16 protein-coding genes and 1 pseudogene are annotated in these 17341 nt (G+C 74.8%); 8 read left to right on the top strand and 9 right to left on the bottom strand.

Annotation, left to right across the window (positions count from 1 at the left end; translation table 11 throughout):
• Window positions 1-52 precede the first annotated feature (52 nt).
• Window positions 53-664: a DedA family protein gene (locus tag ACGF5G_RS07490; protein ID WP_393259832.1), complete on the top strand. Its 612-nt coding sequence runs from the start codon at window positions 53-55 to the stop codon at window positions 662-664.
• A gap of 46 nt (window positions 665-710) precedes the next feature.
• Here the strand turns inward: ACGF5G_RS07490 and ACGF5G_RS07485 are convergent, their stop codons facing one another.
• From ACGF5G_RS07485 to ACGF5G_RS07475, 3 genes are all read right to left on the bottom strand, one after another.
• Window positions 711-1352 (bottom strand): response regulator, encoded by a 642-nt coding sequence (locus ACGF5G_RS07485; protein WP_393259830.1) that lies wholly within the window; start codon window positions 1350-1352, stop codon window positions 711-713.
• Window positions 1349-2554, bottom strand: a complete 1206-nt coding sequence (locus ACGF5G_RS07480) for a sensor histidine kinase (RefSeq protein WP_393259827.1) — start codon at window positions 2552-2554, stop codon at window positions 1349-1351. The genes ACGF5G_RS07485 and ACGF5G_RS07480 overlap by 4 nt, the downstream gene beginning before the upstream one ends.
• 70 nt (window positions 2555-2624) lie before the next feature.
• Window positions 2625-3065, bottom strand: coding sequence for a TetR family transcriptional regulator C-terminal domain-containing protein (locus ACGF5G_RS07475; protein WP_393259825.1), 441 nt, complete (start codon window positions 3063-3065; stop codon window positions 2625-2627).
• On the opposite strand from ACGF5G_RS07475, the gene ACGF5G_RS07470 reads away from it, so the two are divergent.
• Together ACGF5G_RS07470 and ACGF5G_RS07465 are read left to right on the top strand one after the other, a co-directional pair.
• Window positions 3019-3756, top strand: a complete 738-nt coding sequence (locus ACGF5G_RS07470) for an NAD(P)-dependent oxidoreductase (protein WP_393259823.1) — start codon at window positions 3019-3021, stop codon at window positions 3754-3756. The two genes, ACGF5G_RS07475 and ACGF5G_RS07470, sit on opposite strands and share 47 nt — an antisense overlap.
• Window positions 3757-3893: 137 nt before the next feature.
• Entirely contained in the window at window positions 3894-4535 is a 642-nt protein-coding gene (locus ACGF5G_RS07465; protein WP_393260659.1) for a DedA family protein, read from the top strand.
• Window positions 4536-4702: 167 nt separating this feature from the next.
• Here the strand turns inward: ACGF5G_RS07465 and ACGF5G_RS07460 are convergent, their stop codons facing one another.
• The gene (locus ACGF5G_RS07460) at window positions 4703-5341 is read right to left on the bottom strand and encodes a TetR/AcrR family transcriptional regulator (RefSeq protein ID WP_393259821.1); all 639 of its coding nucleotides are present in this window, start codon (window positions 5339-5341) and stop codon (window positions 4703-4705) included.
• Window positions 5342-5409: 68 nt separating this feature from the next.
• On the opposite strand from ACGF5G_RS07460, the gene ACGF5G_RS07455 reads away from it, so the two are divergent.
• The 3 genes from ACGF5G_RS07455 (at window position 5410) to ACGF5G_RS07445 (ending at window position 8484) form a co-directional block, all read left to right on the top strand.
• Window positions 5410-5862: an SCP2 sterol-binding domain-containing protein gene (locus tag ACGF5G_RS07455; protein ID WP_357449789.1), complete on the top strand. Its 453-nt coding sequence runs from the start codon at window positions 5410-5412 to the stop codon at window positions 5860-5862.
• Between the two features lies 1 nt (window position 5863).
• Entirely contained in the window at window positions 5864-7078 is a 1215-nt protein-coding gene (locus ACGF5G_RS07450; protein ID WP_393259819.1) for an acyl-CoA dehydrogenase family protein, read from the top strand.
• Window positions 7079-7158: 80 nt separating this feature from the next.
• The gene (locus ACGF5G_RS07445; protein WP_393259817.1) at window positions 7159-8484 is read left to right on the top strand and encodes an MFS transporter; all 1326 of its coding nucleotides are present in this window, start codon (window positions 7159-7161) and stop codon (window positions 8482-8484) included.
• Here the strand turns inward: ACGF5G_RS07445 and ACGF5G_RS07440 are convergent.
• The 5 genes from ACGF5G_RS07440 to ACGF5G_RS07420 form a co-directional block, all read right to left on the bottom strand.
• On the bottom strand, window positions 8475-9317 hold the full coding sequence (locus tag ACGF5G_RS07440; RefSeq protein WP_393259815.1) for a hypothetical protein: 843 nt from the start codon (window positions 9315-9317) through the stop codon (window positions 8475-8477). The genes ACGF5G_RS07445 and ACGF5G_RS07440 overlap by 10 nt on opposite strands.
• The gene (locus ACGF5G_RS07435; RefSeq protein WP_393259812.1) at window positions 9310-9837 is read right to left on the bottom strand and encodes a SigE family RNA polymerase sigma factor; all 528 of its coding nucleotides are present in this window, start codon (window positions 9835-9837) and stop codon (window positions 9310-9312) included. The genes ACGF5G_RS07440 and ACGF5G_RS07435 overlap by 8 nt, the downstream gene beginning before the upstream one ends.
• A 50-nt stretch (window positions 9838-9887) precedes the next feature.
• Entirely contained in the window at window positions 9888-11135 is a 1248-nt protein-coding gene (gene purD / locus ACGF5G_RS07430) for a phosphoribosylamine--glycine ligase (protein ID WP_393259810.1), read from the bottom strand.
• 89 nt (window positions 11136-11224) lie between these two features.
• The gene (locus ACGF5G_RS07425; protein ID WP_393259808.1) at window positions 11225-11848 is read right to left on the bottom strand and encodes a hypothetical protein; all 624 of its coding nucleotides are present in this window, start codon (window positions 11846-11848) and stop codon (window positions 11225-11227) included.
• A gap of 517 nt (window positions 11849-12365) precedes the next feature.
• Complete coding sequence (locus ACGF5G_RS07420) at window positions 12366-13655, bottom strand: adenylosuccinate synthase (protein ID WP_357449811.1); 1290 nt, start codon at window positions 13653-13655, stop codon at window positions 12366-12368.
• A gap of 399 nt (window positions 13656-14054) precedes the next feature.
• On the opposite strand from ACGF5G_RS07420, the pseudogene ACGF5G_RS07415 reads away from it, so the two are divergent.
• Together ACGF5G_RS07415 and ACGF5G_RS07410 are read left to right on the top strand one after the other, a co-directional pair.
• Window positions 14055-14948: pseudogene (locus tag ACGF5G_RS07415) on the top strand (hypothetical protein); the annotation flags it as partial.
• Between the two features lie 25 nt (window positions 14949-14973).
• Window positions 14974-17325, top strand: coding sequence for a chromosome partitioning protein (locus ACGF5G_RS07410; protein WP_393259805.1), 2352 nt, complete (start codon window positions 14974-14976; stop codon window positions 17323-17325).
• The last annotated feature ends 16 nt before the right edge of the window (window positions 17326-17341 follow it).

Raw genomic sequence — 17341 nt, 5'->3', positions numbered from 1 at the left:
GTGATCCGGCGACTCGGCCACCCGGCGCATCGTGCCCGGCCAGCATGGGGGCATGGAGTCCGCGCTCGACCTGCTCCGGCAGCTGGTCAGCTCCCCGTGGGTGTACCTGCTGCTGTTCGGGCTCACCGCGGTCGACGCGTTCTTCCCGGCGGTGCCCGGCGAGACCGCCGTGATCACCGCCGCCGTGCTCGCCACCGACGGCAGCCCCAACCTGGTGGCGGTGATCGTCGCCGCCGCGCTGGGCGCCTGCGTCGGCGACCACATCTCGTACGCCATCGGGCGCGGCGGCGGCGCGCACCGGCTCGCCCGGTTTCCCGAGGACAGCCGGCGGCGGGCCAGCTCGGAGTGGGCCCGCCGGGCGGTGCACCGGCGCGGCGGGCTGATCCTCACCACCGCCCGTTACATCCCCGGCGGTCGCACGGCGGTGACCCTCACCATGGGCGCGGTCCGCTACCCGCTCCGCTCGTTCCTGCTGTTCGACTCGATCGCGGCGGTGGGCTGGGCGCTCTACTCCGGCCTGCTCGGCTACTTCGGCGGGCTGGCCTTCGAACGCGACCCGGTCAGAGGCATCCTGGCCGCGGTGGGCATGTCGGTGGCGGTCACGCTGGTGCTGGAGTCCGTCCGCTGGCTTCGCCACCGCGCCCACCGCCGCACCCCCCACTGACCCGTCCCACCGGGCACCGGGACGACCGGACGCCGTGGCGGGGCCGTCAGAGGAGGTCGGCGTCGTGGACCAGGATCGCCAACTGCACCCGGTTGGCGAGCTGGAGCTTCGCGAGGGCCCTGCTCACGTGCGTCTTGACCGTCGCCTCGCTCATCGTCAGTCGGCGGGCGATGTCGGCGTTGCCCAACCCCCGGCCCACCTCCCGGACGATCTCCAACTCCCGGTCCGTGAGGTGGCCCAGCCGCTGCCGTGCGGCGTCCCGCCGGGCCGGGCCGCGCTCGGCGAAGGAGTCGATCAGCCGCCGGGTGACCGTCGGGGCCAGCATGGCGTTTCCGGCGGCCACGGTCCGCACGGCGGCGGCGAGTTCCCGGGGCGGCGTGTCCTTCAGCAGGAAGCCGACCGCGCCCGCCCGCAGCGCCCGGTGCACGTACTCGTCTCGGTCGAAGGTGGTCAGCATGACGACCTTCGCCCCGGTGGCGACCACCTGCGGGGCGGCGGTCAGCCCGTCGGTGCCCGGCATCCGGACGTCCAGCAGCACCACGTCGGGACGCAACCGGCGGGTCTCGGCCAGGGCCGCCGCGCCGTCGGCCGCCTCGCCGACCACGGTGAGGTCGGGTGCCGCCTCCAGGATCAGCCGCAGCCCGGCACGGACCAACTGCTCGTCGTCGGCCACCAGGACGCGGATCATGTCGCCTCCTCCACCGGGATCAACGCCCGGACCAGGAAGCCGCCGCCGCGGGGGCCGACCTCCAGCCGCCCACCCAGCAGTTCCACCCGCTCCCGGAGGCCGATCAGCCCGAGTCCCGCACCCGGCAGGGCCGTACCGCCCGCCGGCCGATCGTCCGCACCCGGCCGGGCTGGGCCGCCCGCCAGCGGGCCGGTACGGACGCTGATCTCCAACCCGCCCGGCAGGTACCGCAGCCGGACGGTGGTGTCCGCGCCCGGCGCGTGTTTGCGGACGTTCGTCAGCGCCTCCTGGACCACCCGGTACACGGTCCGGCCGACGGTCGCGGAAACGGGCCGGGGCGTCCCCTCGTCGTGCCGGTCGACCCGCAGCCCGGCGGCGCGGGACTCCCGGACCAGGTCGTCGACGCCGGCCAGCCCGGCGGTGCCGATGGTGGCCGGCTCGCCGGCGGGCGCGGGCTGGCGCAGCACGCCGAGCACCTCCCGCAAATCGGTGAGAGCCTGCCGTCCGGTGGACCGGATCAGGGTCGCGGTGTCGACGGTCGCCGGATCGGTGGCGGTGACCTCCAGCGCGCCGGCGTGCACCACCATCAGCGACACCCGGTGCGCCACCACGTCGTGCATCTCCCGGGCGATCCGGGCCCGCTCCTCGGCCCGGACGCGCTCCGCCCGCGCCTCCTGCTCGCGCTCCAGCCGCTCGGCCCGGTCCCGCAGGGCGGCCAGGGTGTCCCGGCGGGCCCGGACCCAGAGCCCGACGACCAGCGGGAACAGCACCGTCCACGCGAACATCGCCAGCGCGTTGGCGGGCGTGGCGGTGGTCAGCCGCCGCTCGCCACCCACCACGACGCCGATCACCACGCCCGCCACCGCGACCAGGGCGGCACCGGCGAGGAAGCCGGCGAGCCGCCGCCGGTCCCGCAGCCGGAATCCCGCCTGCCAGGAGGCGACGGCCACCGCCGGCCAGGCCGCCAGGAGCAGCCACGTGACAGCGGCCGTCACGAACAGCGGCCAGCGCCGTACGCGTACCGTCGCGGCGGCCCAGCCCACGAGGACGGCGACGGCGAGGACCAGCACCCGGGGCAGCGGCGAGCGCACCCCGAGCGAGCCGGTCGCCGCCCCCCAGACCCCCGCCGCGACGACGACGGCGAGCAGCACGGGGGCGTACCGCTCGACGGTGCGCCGGAGCGCGACGGCTCGGGAGGTCACGCCCCGAGCCTAGGCCGGGCGGAGGTCGTTGCCGCCCACCCGCCTCCGGTGTGCGCGCGGCCCGTGCCGCTCAGGCAACCGGCGACCGGTGCAGGTTGATCAACTGGGCGAGGTGCCGGCCGGCCGTCAGCAGCGGCCGGTCGCTGCGGGAGACCTGGGCCGCGAGTTCGGCGCCTTCGAGGGTGGAGATCACAGTGTGGGCCAGGTCCTGCGCGTCGTCCTCGGCGATCCCGGCGCGGCGGAGCTTGTCCGCGACCAGCCCCCGCCAGTGCGCGAAGGCCGCCGCGGCGGCCTGCTGGATGTCCGGCGCCCGGCTGGCCGTCCCGAGGGCGGTGGAGGTGACCGGGCATCCGTCCGTCCAGTCGGAGTCGCGCAGGGCCTCGGCGAGGGCACGGGCGCAGGAGATCACCGCCTCGGCCGGGTCCGCCGCCTGGTCGAGGATCGCCCGGCGCCGGGCGGCGACCGTGGGCGAGGCCCTGGCCGCCAGCGAACTGGTCGTCCTCAGCCTCACCGACTACGACGCGATGTACGCGATCCTGGGCCCGGCCACGGCCGAGCTCTCCGGTCGGGTGATCGCCAACCTCAGCTCGGACACCCCTGAGCGGGCCCGAGAGGCGGCGGAGTGGCTCGCCGGGCACGGTGCACGGCAGCTGACCGGCGGCGTGCAGGTGCCACCGTCCGGCATCGGGAACCCCGGGTCCGCCACGTACTACAGCGGCCCGCGGGACGTGTTCGAGGCGCACCGGCAGACGCTGGAGGTGCTGACGCGTGCCGACTACCGGGGCGAGGACCCAGGGCTGGCGGCGCTGTACTACCAGCTCGAGATGAACATGTTCTGGACCGTCATGGTGAGCTGGCTGCACACGCTCGCGGTGGCCCGCACCCACGGCATCACCGCGACGGAGTTCCTGCCCGCCGCCCTGAAGACCGCCAACGTGGCCCCGTTCCTGGAGTTCTACGCGCCCCGCATCGACGCGGGCGACCACCAGGGGGACGTGGACAGGCTGGCGATGGGAGTGGCCAGCGTCGGGCACGTCCTGCACACCGTGCGGGCGGCCGGCGTCGACACCACGCTGCCGGCCGCCGTGCTCGACGTCTTCCGGCGAGGCATGGCGGACGGCCGCGCCGACCAGAGTCTCACCAGCCTCGTCGAGGTGTTCGCCTCCGGCGCCGCCGTGGCCGACGTCGACGCACGACCCTGACGCCGGTCCGCGCCCGACCCTGAAGGCCGGTCGTGTCCGACCCGGATCCCTCTCCGGGTCGGGCACGACTTAAGTAGCAGGCACCGGGTGACCACCGGACGATGGCGGGGCCGTCGGGCGGCACCAGCATCGAGATCATGGATTCGGTGCTCGACCTGCTCCACCAGACGATGTCCTCGCCCTGGGTCTACCTGGCGCTCTTCGCGATCGCGGTGATCGACGGCTTCTTCCCGGCGGTGCCCAGCGAGACGGCGGTGATCACCGCCGGCGTGTTCGCGGCGACCGGGCAACCCGACCTGGTGGCGGTGATCGCGGTCGCGGCGGCCGGCGCGCTGGTCGGCGACCACGTGTCGTACGCCATCGGCCGGCACGGCGGCGGACGCCTCCTCGCCCGCCTGCCTGACGGCGGCCGACGACGGGCCGCCTACGAGTGGGCGCGGCGAGGGATCGCCGTGCGGGGCGGGCTGATCCTCACCGTCGCCCGGTACGTCCCCGGTGGCCGGACCGCCGTCACGATGACCATGGGGGCGACGCGCTTCCCCCGGCGGCGCTTCCTCGCCTTCGACGCGCTCGCCGCCGGCTCGTGGGGGGTCTACTCGGCGCTGGTCGGTTACCTCGGCGGACTCGCCTTCGAGCAGGACCCGATCCGCGGGCTGCTGCTCGGGCTCGGTCTCGCGCTGACGGTGACCCTGCTGGTGGAGGTGACCCGCTGGCTCCTGGGCCGTCGCCGGGCGGCCGTCGGCGCGCCCGCCCGGGAGCCGGCGGAGCTGCGACGGTAACCCACCGGCGGCCTTGGCTGCCGACGCCGGTCGGCCCTCGGCTTCATCGCCGACGGCCGGGCGTCGTCGGCGGCAGCCGGGCGTCGTCGGCGGCGGCGAGATGCAGCACCGGCCGGGCATGGGACCGTGCGCGGGCGGCGGGCCCGTCGGTCTCCCCGGGCGGGAGGTCAGGCGGTGGGCGGCCGCCAGGTGGCGCCGCGCAGGAGTTGGCCGGCACCGAGCCACGCGACGTTCATCATCCGCGTCGCGGTCTTCTCCGGGTCCGCCTCCGGGTGGTCGGCGAGCCAGTCGGCCAGCGACTCGGTCGCCCCCACCAGGGCGTACGCGACGACCTCCAGGTCGGTCTCGCCCGCCTCGCGCCCCTCGGCGCGCAGCGCGTGGTCGAGCATCCCGGCGACCACCTCGACCAGCCGGGCGCGCATGCCCGCCAGCTCGCCGGCGAACGGCTGCTCGCCCCGCGCCTGCCGGTAGAGCACCGCCCAGCCGTCCCGGTGCGCCCCGACGAAACCGAAGAACGCCCGCAGCCCGCGCCAGAGCCGCTCGTCGGCCGACAGCTCCGGGGCGGCGGCCCCGGCGATGGCCTGCATCATCCGGGCGCCCTCCCGGTGCAGGCAGGCGACGAAGAGCTCCTCCTTGGTGCCGAGGTACGCGTAGACCATCGGTTTGGAGATGCCGGCGTCCTCGGCGATCTCGTCCATGCTGGCCGCGTGGAACCCCCGGCGGGAGAACACTTTCACGGCCGCGTCGAGCATCTGCTGCTCGCGTACGGCACGCGGGAGACGCTTGAAGGTGGGTGACGTGGACACCCTTGCGAGCATACCTACTCGTGCGTAGGGTTACGCACGAGTAGCCAACACCCGGAAGGTGCAGACCCATGACTGACTTCGACCCGGCCAACTTCGCGAACGTCGGCCCCAAGGAGTTCGCCCAGCTGGTCAAGTCCACCCCGGACGACAAGATCGCCGAGGTCATGTCCGGCGACCTGCGCGGCAAGATCCTGGGCGAGGTCTTCGGCCGGATGCCGCAGCTCTTCCGCGCCGACCGGGCGGGCTCGACCAACGCGGTCATCCACTGGAACATCACCGGCCGCCCCGACGGTGGCACCGACACCTACGAGGTCGTCATCGCCGACGGCGCGTGCACGGTCAACGAGACCGCACAGCACGACCCGAAGCTGAGCCTCACCATGGGCCCGGTCGAGTTCCTGAAGATCGTCTCCGGTGGGGCCAACCCCGTCATGATGTTCATGACCGGCAAGCTCAAGGCCAAGGGTGACCTGGGCCTGGCCGCCAACATCGCCAACCTGTTCGACATCCCCAAGGCCTGACATGGCCGAGTTCTCGCTCGACCTGAACGAGGAACAGCGGGATCTGCGCGACTGGGTGCACGGCTTCGCCGCCGAGGTCGTGCGCCCGGCCGCGGCCGAGTGGGACGCCCGGGAGGAGACTCCCTGGCCGATCATCCAGGAGGCGGCGAAGGTCGGCCTGTACGGCTTCGAGTTCCTCGCCACCTGCTGGGCCGACCCCACCGGCCTCTCCCTCCCGATCGCCAGCGAGGAACTCTTCTGGGGTGACGCCGGCATCGGGCTGGGCATCTTCGGGACCTCCCTCGCGGTGGCCGCCATCTACGGCACCGGCACCCCGGACCAGATGGTGGAGTGGGTGCCGCAGTGCTTCGGCACCGTCGACGAGCCCGCCGTCGCCGCGTTCTGCACCACCGAGCCCGAGGCCGGCTCCGACGTCGGCGCGATGCGCACCCGGGCGGTCTACGACGAGGCCACCGACGAGTGGGTGCTGAGCGGGCAGAAGGCGTACGCCACCAACGGCGGGATCGCCGGGGTGCACGTCGTCACCGCCTCGGTCGACCCGACGCTCGGTTCCCGGGGGCAGGCGGCGTTCGTCGTACCGCCGGGCACCGCCGGGCTGGCCGCGACCCGCAAGCTGCGCAAGCTGGGCCTGCGCGCGTCGCACACCGCCGACGTCTTCCTCGACGACGTACGCGTGCCGGGGCGCTGCCTGCTCGGCGGCCGCGACGCGCTGCGCGAACGGCTCGACCGGGCCCGCTCCGGCCGGCGCGCCTCCGGCCAGGCGGCGATGCGCACCTTCGAGCTGTCCCGGCCCACGGTCGGCGCGCAGGCGCTGGGCGTGGCCCGGGCCGCCTACGAGTACGCGCTGGACTACGCGAAGGACCGGGTCCAGTTCGGCCGGCCCATCATCGAGAACCAGGCGGTCGCGTTCGCGCTGGCCGACATGAGGACGGAGATCGACGCGGCCCGGCTACTGGTCTGGCGGGCCTCCTGGATGGGCCGCAACAACCGGCCCTTCACGGCGGGCGAGGGCTCGATGTCCAAGCTCAAGGCCGGCGAGGTGGCCGTCTCCGTCACCGAGAAGGCCGTGCAACTGCTCGGCGGAGCCGGGTTCCTGCGGGACCACCCGGTCGAGCGCTGGTACCGGGACGCCAAGATCTACACCATCTTCGAGGGCACCTCGGAGATCCAGCGCCTGGTCATCTCCCGGGCCGTCTCCGGCGTCCAGATCCGCTGATTCGAGGACCCTCCGCGCCCGGGCGACGCGGGCGGCGCTGGGCGTGCAGCACCGCCCGCGGCCTCTAGGCTGACAGCACCATGGTCAGCTCCGGACCCCGCCGCCGTACGCCACTGCTGCTGGTCGAGGCGGCGACGCTGCTGTCCGGCATCGGCAACGGGGTGTCCACCGTGGCCCTGCCGTGGCTGGTGCTGGAGCGCACCGGCAGCGCCACCGCGGCCGGCCTGGTCGCGGCGGCCACCGCGCTGCCACTGCTGCTGTCCAGCCTCGTCTCCGGCACCGTCGTGGACCTGCTCGGCCGGCGGCGTACGGCCCTGGTCTCCGACGCGCTCTCCGCCGTCTCGGTCGCCGCGATCCCGGTGGTGGACGCCCTGCTCGGGTTGAACGTCGGCTGGATCGTGGCGCTGGCCGCGCTCGGGGCCGTCTTCGACCCGGCCGGGCTGACCGCCCGCGAGACGCTGCTGCCGGCCGCCGCGCAGGCCGCCGGGTGGCGGATCGAACGGGCCAACGGGGTACACGAGGCGGTCTGGGGCCTCGCCTTCCTGATCGGGCCCGGGGTCGGCGGCGTGCTCATCGCCGCGATCGGTCCGGGCTCGACGCTCTGGGTCACCGCCGCCGGTTTCGCGCTGGCCGTCGCGCTAGTCGCCGCCGTCCGGCTGCCCGGGGCCGGCCGCCCGGAACGCCCGCCGGCCGGCCTGTGGCACGGCACCGCCGAGGGACTGCGGTTCGTCTGGCGGGACCGGCTGCTGCGGACCATCGCACTGATCACGATGGTGCTGGTCGCGCTCTACCTGCCGGTCGAGGGCGTGCTGCTGCCGGCGTGGTTCGTCGCCCAGGGCGAACCGGCCCGGCTCGGCGCGATCCTGATGGCGATGAGCGCCGGATCGGTGGTCGGGGCCCTCGCCTCCGGCACGGCGGGACGGCGGATCCGCCGGCGCACCCTGATGGTGGTCGCCCTCGTGGTCACCGGGGCGGCCCTGGTCGGACTGGCCGCACTGCCGCCGTACCCGGCGATGCTCGGCTTCGCCGCCGTCATCGGGCTCGCGTACGGGCCGGTCAACCCGCTCGCCAACTACGCCATGCAGACCCGCACCCCGGAGCGGCTGCGCGGCCGGGTGGTCGGGGTGATGACCTCCTTCACGTACGCCGCCGGCCCGGCGGGCTATCTGCTCGCCGGGCCGTTGGTGGAGTGGCTCGGGCTGCGCCCGGCCTTCCTGCTGCTCGCCGGGGGGCTGCTGGTGGCGGCACTGGTCGCCGCGCCACTGCCGGTGCTGCGGGATCTGGACGAGCCGCCCCGCCACCCGCCCGCCCCGCCCGGCGGCACGTCGGGCCGGATCGAGGGGCCCCTCCCACTCGGCGAACAGTGGGCGCCCTCGGCGCACCGGGACCCGCCGGATCAGGGGTAGAGCGTCAGCCCGGGTGTGGTGGCGATCTCGGTCAACTGCGCCACGCTGAGCACCGGCGGCGGCCCGAACTCCTCCGTCGGGGTCCCGTCCGGCTCGGTGACGACGCGGAAGTTGTCCGTCGTCACCGTCACGGACGTGCCGTCCACCCGCTGCAACAGCACCCGGCGCTGCTCCGCACCCTCGTCGCCAGGCGTGGAGATGCTGGTGGCCAGGGTGCTGCCGTCCGGCAGGCGAGAGCCCGTGCAGGCAGCGGCATGGGAGGCCACCGCGCAACCCCGGGGCGCGTCGGCGGCCGTCGGCATCACCATCACCGTGAGGTTGTCGACCTGCCCGCCCCGAACCAGCCGGACGTAGGCGTAGTAGTTCCAGTGGCTCTTCTCGTAGGTGAACTGGACCCGGTCGCAGCCCGGGATCGTGCCCTCGACCGTCAACCCCGCCGGCACGACGGCCGCCAACGCGGGACGCAGGGCCTGGGTCAGCCGGGCCACGCCGGCGTCGGGGCGCTCGGTCGGCCGCTCGCGCACCGTGTCGTACGACTGCTGCGGCACCGGCGGGCCACTGGGCTCCGGCTCGGCGATCGGGCAGAGCGACGGGTCGGCGGTACCCGCGGCGGCCGGCGGCAGGGTGAGGCCGCCCGGTTCCGGGGCGGGACCGGCGAGCAGCGCCGGTGCCACCGCGACCGCCGCGACCGCAACGGCGGCACCGGCGCCCGCCAGCGCCCACGCCCGGTGGCGGCGGCGCTGCCGGTCGTCGGCGATCAGCCGGTCCACGTCGATCCTGGTCGGTGGCGGCGCGGCCACCGCCGTGCGCATCTGCTGGGAGAGTTCATCCATCGGTGCCTGCCTCCTGGGCTCGGGCCGGCGCGCCGACGAGGCGGCCCCGCAGCGCCTCGATCGCCCGCGCCGACTGGCTCTTGACGGTGCCGGTGGTGCAGCCGAGTTCCCGGGCGGTCTCCTCGACGGACAGGTCGCAGAAGTAGCGCAGCACCAGGACCGCGCGGCGGCGCGGCGGCAACTCGGCCAGCAGGGCGAGGATGGTCAGCCGGTCGGCGGCACCGTCGGTCGCGGACCGCGCGGGGGCGTCCGGGACCTCGGCCCAGGCGGCCTCACGCCGCCACGGCCGACGCCGCTCGTCCAGCCAGACCCGCAGCAGGGTCCGCCGGACGTACGCGTCGGGGCTGTCCATCGCGGACACCCGCCGCCAGTGCCGCAGCAGCTTGACCAGCGCCGTCGACACCAGGTCGTCGGCCGTGTGCCAGTCACCGCAGAGCAGGTACGCCGTGCGGCGCAGCGGCTCCAGCCGCGCCGTCACGTACTCGCGGTAGCCCTCGATGTCGGCAGGCAATCCCGCCACCTCCTCGCCTCACCGGTCAAACGGAGGCGACGGCGGCGGGGGTTGCCCGGTCAGCCCGGAATCGTGATCCGGCCCTCGACGGCGGCGGCGGCGATGTCGGTGCGGTGGTGCGAGCCGGCCAGCTCCACGCCGGCCACCAGCGCGTACGCGGCGTCCCGGGCGGCGGCCAGGTCGGTGCCGGTGGCGGTGGCGCAGAGCACCCGGCCACCGGAGGAGAGCAGCGCCCCGTCGTCGGCCCGGCGGGTGCCGGCGTGGATGACGCCCGGGCCCTCGGCACCGGTGATCACGTCGCCGCTGCGCGGGGCGGCCGGGTAGCCCTCGGCGGCGACCACGACCGTGACGGCGGCCCCGTCGCGCCACCGCAGCGGCGGGTGCCCGGCCAGCGTGCCGGTGGCGGCGGCGTGCAGCAGCCCGGCGAGCGGGGTCTCCAGCAACGCGAGCACCACCTGCGTCTCCGGGTCGCCGAAGCGGGCGTTGAACTCGATCACCCGGGGGCCGTCGGCGGTGATCGCCAGCCCGACGTAGAGCAGGCCCGCGAACGGGGTGCCCCGTCGGGCCATCTCGGCCAGGGTCGGGTGGACGACATCGCGCATGACCTCGTCGACCAGGCCGGGCGGCGCCCAGGGCAGCGGCGCGTACGCCCCCATGCCGCCGGTGTTCGGGCCGGTGTCGCCGTCGCCGACCCGCTTGAAGTCCTGCGCCGGCAGCAGCGGCACCGCCGCCTCGCCGTCGGTCACCACGAAGAGGGAGACCTCCGGGCCGGCCAGGTATTCCTCCACGACGACCCGCCCGCACTCCTCGGCGTGCCGGAGCGCGGCGGCGCGGTCGTCGGTCACCACGACACCTTTGCCGGCGGCGAGCCCGTCGTTCTTCACCACGTACGGCGCGCCGAACTCGTCCAGCGCCCGCGCCGTGCTCTCCGCATCCGTGCAGGTGTACGCGCGGGCGGTCGGCACGCCGGCGGCGGTCATCACGTCCTTGGCGAACGTCTTCGAGCCCTCCAGCCGGGCGGCCTCGGCGGACGGCCCGAACGCGGGGATCCCCTTGGCACGTACGGCGTCGGCGACCCCGGCCACCAGCGGCGCCTCCGGCCCGATCACCACCAGGTCGACCCCGGTCTCCACCGCCAGCGCGGCGACGGCCGCCGGATCGCAGGGATCCACCCCCCGCAGAGAGGCAAGCGAAGCGATGCCGGGATTCCCGGGCGCCGCGATCAGCTGCTCGACGGACGGATCGCCGGCGAGGCCCAGCGCGAGCGCATGCTCCCGCCCCCCACCACCAAGAAGAAGAACCCGCACACCCGCATCCTACTGACCCCCTCGCCCACCCCGTTGATCATGAGGTTGTTGTCTCGACACGCCGGGCGGCGATGGCAACAACTTCATGATCAACGGCGCTGGGCGGCGGCGATGGCCTGGCGGACGGTCCACGGGATGTAGGCGGGGTCTAGGGTGTCGGCCCAGGTGAAGCGGAGGACGGTCCAGCCGGCGTTGACCAGGCGGTTCTGTCGGCGGCGGTCGGCGTAGACGGCCTCCGGGGTGCCATGCGGGCCCCGCCCGTCGGCTTCGGCGATCACCCTCGGGCCCCGCCAGCCGAGATCACCGATCCCGAGCAGGTAGCCGTCGTCGTCGCGCACCATGAGCTGGAGGACGTCCGGGGGCACCTTGCCGTCGACGCAGCGCAACCTCGTCCGGGTCTCCAGCGGGGACTGCGCCCGCCCGTCCGCCTCCGCCAGGTGGGAGCGTGCCGCCACCGCGCCGCGTCGACGTCTGATCAGGTACGGCACGGCGAGCAGGTCCTCGTCGGTGATGAGCCCTCGGTTCAGCGCGGAGTCCAGCACGCAGACCGCGGCGTAGCGGTCTTCCCGGAGGACCAGGTCGGCGACGGTCCGGAGCGGCGAGGTGGCGGCGATGCCGTCGACTCGGACCAGTTGACCTGGCGCGACCGTCAACTGGTGCACCACCACGTCGGGATGGGCCAGCCGGGCGGGCCTCGCGACCGGACCGGGCATCGACAGGTGGATCGCCCCCGTCGCCCGCGGCCCCGCGATGCCGTGCAATTCGGCGGCCGTTGTCAGGACGGCGGCGGCACACGCACCGAAGGATGCAACAGCCGCCCTGATCCGTGCCCGCCGCGGGATGCCGTCATAGTGGTCGGCATCGACGAGATAGCCGCCACGGATCACCGCACGCCAGCGACCGGACCGACAGAACCGGTGTACGTCGTGCACCGTGAACCCGGCCGCACGCGCCTGCGCCAGCGTCACGATGCCGTCGCGCGCACCGGCCATCAACCGCACGACCGCCAGCGGATCCGCCCTCACACCGACCGACTGTCCCGCCCGCGGCCAATCGACGAAACCCCTGTGGATAACCCGGGCCCGTCCTGTGGACAACCCCTCGCCTCGAGCCGTTGATCATGAAGTTGTTGCTCCGACACGCCGGCATCGAAGACAACAACTTCATGATCAACGGGGCGGTCCCGGGGGGTGGGGGGTGGGGGTGGGGGGGTGGGGTGGGGGGTGGGGGTTAGGGGAGGAGGGGGTGGCGGAGGACGTTTTCCTCGCGGCCGGGGCCTACGCCGACCACGCTGACGCGGGTGCCGCAGAGTTCCTCGATGCGGGCGATGTAGCGGCGGGCGTTCTCCGGGAGTTCCGCCTCGGTCCTCGCCTCGGTGATGTCCTCCCACCAGCCGTCGAGCTCCTCGTAGATCGGAGTCGCGTGGTGGAAGTCGGTCTGGGTCATCGGCATGTCGTCGTAACGCTTGCCGTTGATCTCGTAACCGACGCAGATCGGCACCTTGGGCAGGCCGGTCAGCACGTCCAGCTTGGTGACCACCAGGTCGGTGACCCCGTTGAGGCGGCAGGCGTACCGGGCGACGACGGCGTCGAACCAGCCGCAGCGGCGCTCCCGGCCGGTGGTGGTGCCGTACTCGTGGCCGACCTTGCGCAGGTGCTGGCCGTTGTCGTCGAATAGTTCGGTCGGGAACGGCCCGGAGCCGACCCGGGTCGTGTACGCCTTGCTGACCGCGATCACCTTGCTGATCGCCGTCGGCGGGATGCCGGCGCCCACGCAGGCCCCGCCGGCCGTCGGGTTCGACGAGGTCACGAAGGGGTACGTGCCGTGGTCCATGTCGAGCATGGTGGCCTGGGCGCCCTCCAGCAGGACCGTCTCGCCGCGGTCCAGCGCGTCCCAGAGCATGACCCGGGTCTCGGCGATGTACGGCTTGAGCCGCTCCGCGTACTCCAGGTACTCCTCGATCGTCGCGTCGACGTCGATCGCCTTGCGGTTGTAGACCTTGAACAGGAGCTGGTTCTTCTCGCGCAGCGCCAGCTCCAGCTTCTTGCGCAGGATGCCCGGGTCGAGCAGGTCCTGCAGCCGGATCCCCATCCGGGCGACCTTGTCCCCGTACGCGGGGCCGATGCCCCGGCCGGTGGTGCCGATCCGGGAGCTGCCGAGGTAGCGCTCGACGACCCGGTCGAGGGCCCGGTGGTGCGGCATGATCAGGTGCGCGTCGCCGGAGATCCGCAGCCGGCTGACGTCCACGCCCCGCTCGGCGAGCCCGTCGATCTCGGCCAGCAGCACCTTCGGGTCGACCACCACGCCGTTGCCGATGACGATCATCGCGCTCGGTGACAGGGCACCCGACGGCATCAGGTGCAGCGCGTACTTCTGGCCGTCCGGGGTGATCACCGTGTGGCCGGCGTTGTTGCCGCCGGAGTAGCGCACGACGTAGTCGACCCGCTCACCCAGCAGGTCGGTAACCTTGCCCTTGCCCTCGTCGCCCCACTGGGCGCCGAGGAGCACGATCGCTGGCATCTTCTCGCCTCCAGAAGGCTCGGGTGCCAGGTGGCGACCGGTCAGCGAGCCCGGGGTGTCAGGCTAACAAGTAGTGACGACGCGGCCGGCAGGGGTCGCGTCGAGAGGCAGGAGGCCGTTTCCGTGTACGACGTGGTGCTGCTCACCCTCGGCTCGGAGCGCGACGCGCCCGGCGGGGCCTGCGGCAGCGGCGGTGCCTGCTGCGGCGGCGCGACGGCGCACGAGGGCGACGCCGGGGCGACGGCGGACGGAGCCGAGACCGGGGCCGACGCGACGGCGAACGGAGCCGAGACCGGGGCTGCGGCGCACGAGGCCGACGCCGGCGCGACGGCGGACGGGGACGCGACGGCACGTGACGCGGCCGACGCCTGCGGGACCGGCGACCGGCACGGCGGGAAGGCCGGGGAACGCTGCGACACCCCCCGGGTGCCCGTGCTGGCCTGCGCGGACGCGCTCACCGCCCGGGGCGCCCGGGTGGAGACGGTCACCGCCCGCTCGGACGCCGAGATCGACGAGGTACTGGCCCGGTTCGACGGGCCGCCCCGCCCGGACGGCCTCACCTGGCCCGACCCGGACTCCAAGATCCGGCTGGTGGTCGCCGCCGCCAGCGACGCGCAGTTGCGCGCCGTCGTGCGCCGGCTCGTCCGGCGGTACGCCCCACCGCCCAGCCGCCGTCCCGACGACCTCCCCGGCAACCGCACGGTGCCGGACCTGCCGCCGATCGGCGTACTCCCGCTCGATCCGGCGCGGAGCACGAGCACGACGCACCGTGACCTGGCGGCGCAGCTCGGGCTGCCCCGCGACCCGGCGGCGGTGGCCGCCGCGGTGCTGGACGGCACGGCCCGCCGGCTCGACCTGCTGCGCAACGACGGCGGCTCGGTGACCCTGGACGGCGCGCTGATCGGCGCCGCCGACGACAGCGGCCGGCCGCTGCACTGGCGGGGGCGGGTCGAGGTGGACGACGCCGTCCTCTCCAACGGCGACGACCCGCTGCTGGCCTGCGCGATCGGCAACGCCGGCGGGTACGCCCGACTCGACGACGTGACACTGCTCGGCAATCCCGAACCGAACGACGGGCTGGTCGAGGTGGCGGTGGCGGTTCCCGTGGTCACCCGCTCGGCGTTCGGCAGGAAGCGGATGCGGCTGGAGGTGCGCCGCGCCCGTGGGCGGGCCGTGTCCGTGCTGCCCCGCGAGGGCAAGGTCCCGTACCTCGACGACGGGGCCGAGGGCGAGCTGAGCCGGAAGCGGTCCTGGTGGACCGAGCCGGGCGCCTGGGCGGTCTGGACAAGCTGACCTCGGCGTCCCGCGACGGCCGACCATGGCTGGCCACTGGGCCTATCCTCGGCAGAAGGAATGGGGAGGAACCGTAGTGGACGAGAACGCCGACCGGGTCCACGTGCCCGGGCAGCCGCCGGTGCCGGAGCGGGACATCGAACCACTCTGGCCGCCCGACCAGATCGACGGCGCCGACGCCCCGCCGTGGGCGTCGAGCAGCTCACCGACGTCGCCCGTCCCGCCGCAGGGCCGGCCGGCCGCCCCGCCCTCGCCCGCCGACTACCCGTCCCTGACCGGCGGCCCGGCGACGACCGCGCCGCCGGCCGCGACGACCGGCTGGGCACCCCCGCCGGCCAGGGCCTCCGGCCGGGCGCCCGCCCCCTCGGGCCAGGGCTGGGCCCCGCCCACGCCCTTCACACGGCCCACCGCCCCGCCGGCACAGGGCGCTGTCGCCCCGCCCAGCGACCCGGCCGTCCCGCCGGGCACGGGCACAGCGGTCCCGCCCGGCACGGGCACGAGCGCCCCGGGCATCGCCGGAACCGGGCCGGCCGTCGGGGCGGGTGGACAGGCGGCCGGGGGTGCCGGGGCCGGTGTGCCCGCTCCCCGGTCTCCCCAGCCCGCCCCCACCCGGGTCGACCTCGACACGCCCTTCAGCCTGGACCAGCCGGCCGCACCCGTCCCGGTGACGCGCCCGGCCGCGATTCCCCAGCCCTCAGCCACCGACCGGGCTGCCGCCAGCGAGCGGTCGCCGGAGGTCGCCGCCGACTCGGGAGCGACCGGTGCCGGCCCTGCGAAGAGCGGGGTTCCGGTCGCCGGCAGCGCCGGGAGCGGAGGCGGCGCACCGACGAGCGGCGCGGCGGCGAACAGCGGCGCGGCGAACGGCGGCGCGGCGAACGGCGGCGGGGCGCGCGGGTCGGCCGAGTCCCCGTGGGCGCAGCCGCCGCAACGGCCCGCACCGGCCGCCGTCGAACCTGCACCGGCGGCCGGAGCCGACGGGCCGGCACCCGTGACGAACCACCGTGCCGCCCAGCCGGTGCCCCCGACGTACCGCGGTGCCGCCAGAGCGGCGCCCCCGAGCGGGGGCGCGACCGGTCACGGTGCGACCGGGCAGGGCGTGCCCCAGCCGGGCAGCCCTGGACATGGCGGGTCGGCCGAGCCGGCCGGGGACCTCGGGCCCGGTGCGGGGGCACCGCAGACCACACCGTCCGGCCCCTACCCACCGCAGACGACCGTCCCGCACCCACCGCAGGCGGCCGTCCCGCACCCACCGCAGACGGCCGTCCCGCCGCAGCAGGCCGCCCCGACGCCGCCCGGCCCGTACCCGCCCCAGCCCGGCTGGTATCCGCCGGCCTGGCCCCTTGGCACGCCGGGAGCCGCCGGCCCGGCACCGCAGCAGGCGTACCAGCCGGCCGAGGGGGTGACCGCGGTGCCGCCGACCCAGCCCGACCCGGGCTGGAACCCGGCGGTCGCCGCGCCGCCGACCGCCGAGGACTTCGCCCGCCGCCGCCAGGTCCGGCCCGCCGACCCGGTGGCCACGATGGGCGTACGGGCGGTGGCGAACCTGGTGGGGCTGCGGCTCCCGCCGGGGCGGCACGAGCAGGAGTTGCGGCGGGACATCGAGATGGTGCGCCGCAACTTCGGCGGGCTGCGTCAGGTGACGGTGGTGAACCCGAAGGGCGGCGCCGGCAAGACGGTGGCCATCCTGCTGTTGGCGATGACGTTCGGCCAGAAGCGCGGCGGCTACGTGCTGGCGTGGGACAACAACGAGACCCAGGGCACCCTGGGGATGCGCGCCCAGCAGGACTTCCACTCGCGTACGGTGCGGGACATGCTGCGCGACCTGGGCCAGTTCCAGGGCGCGCACGGGCGGGTGGGTGACCTGTCGCAGTACGTCCGGTCGCAGGGCGAGGGGATGTTCGACGTCCTCGCCTCGGACGAGTCGGCGACCGGGGGCGAGATGCTCACCGCCGCCGCGTTCGCCGAGATCCGCGAGGTGGTGAGCCGGTTCTACAAGCTGATCTTCGTGGACACCGGCAACAACGTGCGCGCCCAGAACTGGCAGGCCGCGATGGACGCCACCGACCAGCTCGTGGTCACCATGTCGGCCCGGAACGACTCGGCGGAGACGGCCGCCCGGATGCTGGACCACCTGGAGCAGAGCGGCCGGCAGCGGCTGGTCCGGCAGGCGGTCACCGTGGTCTCCATGCCGCCCTCGCGCAAGGAGATCGACCTGCCGGCGATCCAGGAACACTTCGCGGCCCGCACCCGGGCGGTGCTGCTCGCGCCGTACGAGCGGCTCATCGACACCGGCGAGCCGATCCGGTACGCCGCTCTCTCCTCGGCGACGCGGGACGCCTGGCTGAAGATCGCCGCCTCCGTGGCGGAGGGGTTGTAGGGACCGGGACAGCCCG

Source organism: Micromonospora sp. NPDC047730, from assembly GCF_043204765.1.
Taxonomy (GTDB): Bacteria; Actinomycetota; Actinomycetes; order Mycobacteriales; family Micromonosporaceae; genus Micromonospora.
This window is presented reverse-complemented; position numbering and strand designations above follow the sequence as displayed.